Raw genomic sequence first — 4,147 nt, 5'->3', positions numbered from 1 at the left:
CCCTCGTCGGCGAAGCCGCGGTAGGTCGCCTGCAGGGACATCGACGCCAGGACGTAACCGCCCAGCGCTACTACATCCAGGCGCTGCGCCTGGCCCGCGCCGCCGCGGACGTGCCGCTGGGCGGTTACGTCCTGGCGTCGATGTCCCTGCAGGCGACCTACCGCGGCTTCGCCGACGAGGGCGTGGACCTCGCGCAGGCCGCGGTCGAACGCAATCGCGGGCTCGCCACCGCACGGACCATGAGTTTCTTCCGGCTCGTGGAGGCGCGCGCCCACGCCAAGGCCGGCGACGCACCGGCCGCGGGGGCCGCGCTCCGGGCCGCCGAGAGCTGGCTGGAGCGCTCCCGGACCGGTGACTCCGACCCGGCGTGGCTCGGCTTCTACTCGTACGACAGGTTCGCCGCCGACGCCGCCGAGTGCTATCGCGATCTCAAGGCGCCCCGCCAGGTGCGGCGCTTCACCGAGCAGGCCCTGTCGAAACCCACCGACGAGTTCGTCCGCTCCCACGGTCTGCGGCTCGTCGTGTCCGCGGTCGCCGAGCTGGAGTCGGGCAACCTCGACGCGGCCTGCGCGGCGGGGACGCGGGCGGTCGAGGTGGCGGGCCGCATCTCCTCGGCGCGCACCAACGAGTACGTACGCGACCTGCTGCACCGCCTGGAGCCGTACGGGGACGAACCCCGCGTGGCCGAGCTGCGGGAACGGGCCAGACCACTCCTGGTCGCCCCCGTCTGATCCGGACGACGGGCCCCGGGGACGACCGGCTTCACCGTTGCGCCCCGGTTTGGCATGGTCCGGGGGCGGAACATCGCGCCACGCGCACGCCAGCCCTGGTTTGAGCCCGTTGTCAGTGGGTCAGTGCACTATCGGGGTGGGAGGTGGCGTGATGACGACGCACGCGGCGTACGACTGCGATGTTCTGGTGATCGGTGGCGGAATCGTCGGTCTGTCGACCGCGTACGCGATCACGCGCACCGCACCGGGCACCAGGGTCACGGTGCTGGAGAAGGAGTGGGGCCCCGCCAGGCACCAGACCGGGCGCAACAGCGGGGTGATCCACAGCGGCATCTACTACCCGCCGGGCTCGCTCAAGGCGCGCTACGCGCTGCGGGGCGCCGCCGAGATGGTGGACTTCTGCGCCGAGCACGGGATCGCCCACGCGGTGACGGGCAAGCTGATCGTCGCGACCGGCAAGGACGAATTGCCCCGGCTGCACGCCCTGGTGCAGCGCGGCCGGGCGCACGGTCTGCCGGTCCGGGAGCTCGGACCCGCGCAGATCGCTGAATACGAACCGCAGGTGCGCGGCCTCGCGGCGATCCGGGTCGGGACGACGGGGGTGTGCGACTTCACCGCCGTGACCGTCCGGTTCGCCGCCGAGGTGAGCGCCTCGGGGGGACAGATCCGCTACGGCGCGGAGGTCGTCGCCGTCGACCGGCGCCCGTGGGGCATCGCGGTGCGCACGTCAGACGGCCAGGTGGTCAGGGCCCGTGTGCTGGTCAACTGCGCGGGGCTGCACAGCGACCGGGTGGCGCTGCTCGCGGGCGACGACCCGGGGGCGCGCATCGTGCCGTTCCGCGGGGAGTACTACGAGCTGGCCAGGCCCGAGCTGGTGCGCGGGCTCGTCTATCCGGTGCCGGACCCCGCGTTCCCGTTCCTCGGGGTGCACCTGACCCGGGGCATCGACGGCACGGTCCACGTCGGCCCGAACGCCGTGCCGGCGCTGGCCCGCGAGGGCTACGGCCGGGCGGTCGTCCGTCCGCGGGATCTGGCCGCCACCCTGGCCTGGCCCGGCTCCTGGCGGATCGCCCGGCGGCACTGGCGGTACGGGGCGGGCGAGGTGCACAGATCGCTGTCGAAGAGCGCGTTCACCCGGGCCGTCCAGCGGCTGCTGCCGGAGGTGACGGAGGCCGATCTGCGGCCCTCCCCGGCCGGGGTCAGGGCCCAGGCGGTCCTTCGGGACGGCACACTGGTGGACGACTTCCTGATCCGGGACGCCCCGCACACCGTGCACGTGCTCAACGCCCCGTCCCCCGCGGCCACCGCTTCACTGCCCATCGGGAGGGAGGTGGCGCGACGGGCCCTGCTGCGGGCTCGCGCGACGGGGTGGACGCCTCCCGCCGTAGAATCGGGTCATTGTGTCTGATCCTGTGAACCCCACCCCAGAGACGCCCGGCCCCACCGCGGAGACGCCCGGCGTCCCGCCGGAGACCGCGCCCGCCACCGCCCCGGAGACGGACGGGGACACGGACGCCGAGGCTCGGCGTGCGGCGTCCTTCGAGCGTCAGCGGAGGCTGCGCCAGGAGCCCCGCTTCCCCGGCGGTCCGGCGGCCGACCCGGCGGGCTCGCACCACGAGCGCCGCATCCGCAGCTTCCAGCCGCGCCGCAGCCGGGTGACCACCGGCCAGGAGGACGCCCTCCAGCGTCTGTGGCCCACCTGGGGCCTCGACATCGACGGCCGTGGCGTCCTCGATCTCCCCACGCTGTTCGACGGCCTCCCTGTGGTACTTGAGATCGGCTTCGGCATGGGCGAGGCGACCGCGCAGATGGCGGCGGACGACCCGGTCACCGGAATCCTGGCCGTCGATGTGCACACCCCGGGCCAGGGCAATCTACTGAGTCTCGCGGAGCGGGCGGGGCTGTCCAACGTCCGTGTGGCCAACGGTGACGCGATCATCCTGCTCCGCGAAATGCTGGAACCGGACGCGCTGGACGGGCTCCGGGTGTTCTTCCCCGACCCGTGGCCCAAGAAGCGGCACCACAAGCGGCGGCTGATCCAGCCGGAGTTCCTCGACCTGGTGGCGCAGCGGTTGAAGCCGGGCGCGTTCGTCCACTGCGCGACGGACTGGGAGCCGTACGCGGAACAGATGCTGGAGGTCCTGACGGCGCACCCCCTGTTCGAGAACACCCGGGAGGACGGCGGCTACACGCCCCGGCCCGCGTTCCGGCCCCTGACCCGCTTCGAGGGCCAGGGCCTGGACAAGGGACACGTCGTGCACGACGTGCTGTTCACCCGTCGCTGATCAGCCATCGCCCGGCATCCCGTCCACCGCGGCGTGGCCAGGTGTCAGTGGCCCTCGTTAGGGTCGTCGGATGTCCGAGGGGTCCGTGCAGCACCAGCAGCCGGCCGTCCCGGTTCTCGAGGAGCAGCAGCTCGACGAGTTCCTGGGTGCCGTCCCGGAGCGAGGCCAGTGGCGTTACCGGCCCCGTCGCGTCGGCATGGTCTGGCGCAGCAAGGCGTTCCGCGCCGGTGCGGTGATCACGGTGCTCGCGCTCTGCGGCCTGGTGATCCTGGCCCTGGTGCGCCAGCAGACGGGCACCGAGGGCTTCCTGGTGGGACTGGGGCTGGCCGTCCTGCCCGTACCGCTGCTGATGGCGGCGTTCCGCTGGCTCGACCGGGTGGAGCCGGGCCCGTGGCCGAATCTGCTGTTCGCCTTCTCCTGGGGTGCGTGCGCCGCCGCGCTCGTGGCGATCCTCGCCAACTCCCTCGCGACCCGGTGGATAGCCACGGCCACCGCGGATCCGGCGAGCGCCGACACCCTCGGGGCCACCCTGGTCGCCCCGGTCGTCGAGGAGAGCGCGAAGGCCATCGCGATCCTGCTGATCCTCCTCTTCCGCAGACGGCAGTTCGGCGGAATCGTCGACGGCATCGTGATCGCCGGCTTCACCGCGACCGGCTTCGCGTTCACCGAGAACATCCTCTACCTGGGCAACGCCTTCGGCGAGGACCAGCAGCTCGGGACCACGGGCCTGGCCTCCGTCACGGCCGGGACGTTCTTCGTGCGCGTGGTGATGTCGCCGTTCGCGCACCCCTTGTTCACGGTGCTCTCCGGCATCGGCTTCGGCATCGCTGCGCTCGGCGGGCACCGTCACCGGGTGCGCAGAGTCGTCCTGCCGCTGCTCGGGCTCGTCCTCGCCATGGGCGTGCACGCCCTGTGGAACGGCTCGTCGGCCTTCGGCCCGTACGGCTTCTACGCGGTGTACGGCGCGTTCATGATGCCGTGCTTCGGCCTGGTGACCTGGCTCGCGATCTGGTCGCGCCGGCGGGAGCTGCGCACGCATCGAGGCCAGTGCGTGGGGCTCGGCCGGGGTGAGCCAGCCGGCCGCCGCGTACACCGGCAGCTCCGTGGAGAGCGTGCGCAGCTCCCGCCGGC

Annotated in this window: 3 protein-coding genes and 1 pseudogene; all 4 read left to right on the top strand. The window is 72.8% G+C overall.

Features of this window, described 5'->3' with window-relative positions; translation table 11 throughout:
- A pseudogene (locus BFF76_RS30205) lies at nt 1-731 on the top strand (sporulation protein); the annotation flags it as partial.
- A gap of 151 nt (nt 732-882) precedes the next feature.
- Entirely contained in the window at nt 883-2,139 is a 1,257-nt protein-coding gene (lhgO, locus tag BFF76_RS30200) for an L-2-hydroxyglutarate oxidase (protein ID WP_031097427.1), read from the top strand.
- Nucleotides 2,132-3,016 carry a tRNA (guanosine(46)-N7)-methyltransferase TrmB gene (trmB, locus tag BFF76_RS30195; protein ID WP_031097425.1) on the top strand — a complete coding sequence of 295 codons (885 nt, stop codon included), beginning with the start codon at nt 2,132-2,134 and terminating at the stop codon, nt 3,014-3,016. Before lhgO ends, trmB begins: the two co-directional genes overlap by 8 nt.
- Nucleotides 3,017-3,086: 70 nt before the next feature.
- Nucleotides 3,087-4,147, top strand: a 1,061-nt coding sequence (locus tag BFF76_RS30190; protein ID WP_244167378.1) for a PrsW family intramembrane metalloprotease, incomplete at its 3' end; no start/stop codon positions are given.

The organism is Streptomyces mutomycini (genome assembly GCF_001700505.1).
GTDB lineage: Bacteria > Actinomycetota > Actinomycetes > Streptomycetales > Streptomycetaceae > Streptomyces > Streptomyces mutomycini.
The sequence above is the reverse complement of the archived record's forward strand: the minus strand, read 5'-3'. Positions and strand labels throughout refer to the sequence as shown.